This window comes from Psychrobacter sp. AOP5-GZ1-6, assembly GCF_052376345.1.
GTDB lineage: Bacteria > Pseudomonadota > Gammaproteobacteria > Pseudomonadales > Moraxellaceae > Psychrobacter.
In genome coordinates this window covers 1-217 of sequence record NZ_JBQSVP010000417.1, presented here as the reverse complement: position 1 = coordinate 217, position 217 = coordinate 1, and the positions used below count along the sequence as shown (strand labels likewise).

Below are 217 nucleotides of genomic sequence, written 5' to 3'. Positions count from 1 at the left end.
TCAATGTCGGTGGCAACACTACCCTTGATATTGGTAATGATCTAAACATCAAAGGTGGTGTACTGAATACAGATAAGATTCAAGGCGTTATCGGCGGCGACATGACCATCGAATCGCTACAAGACACCGCTACTTATGACAGCGACCAAAAGAACATGGGCTTTAGTGCAGATCTTGATCTTGCCAAAGGTACAGGTTCTAGCCTATCGGTCAATGG

1 protein-coding gene is annotated in these 217 nt (G+C 45.2%); it reads left to right on the top strand.

The genetic code is table 11. The annotated features are described in order from the left end of the window. A partial coding sequence (locus ACT3RN_RS16425; RefSeq protein WP_444518919.1) for a hemagglutinin repeat-containing protein occupies positions 1-217 on the top strand: 217 nt, incomplete at both ends.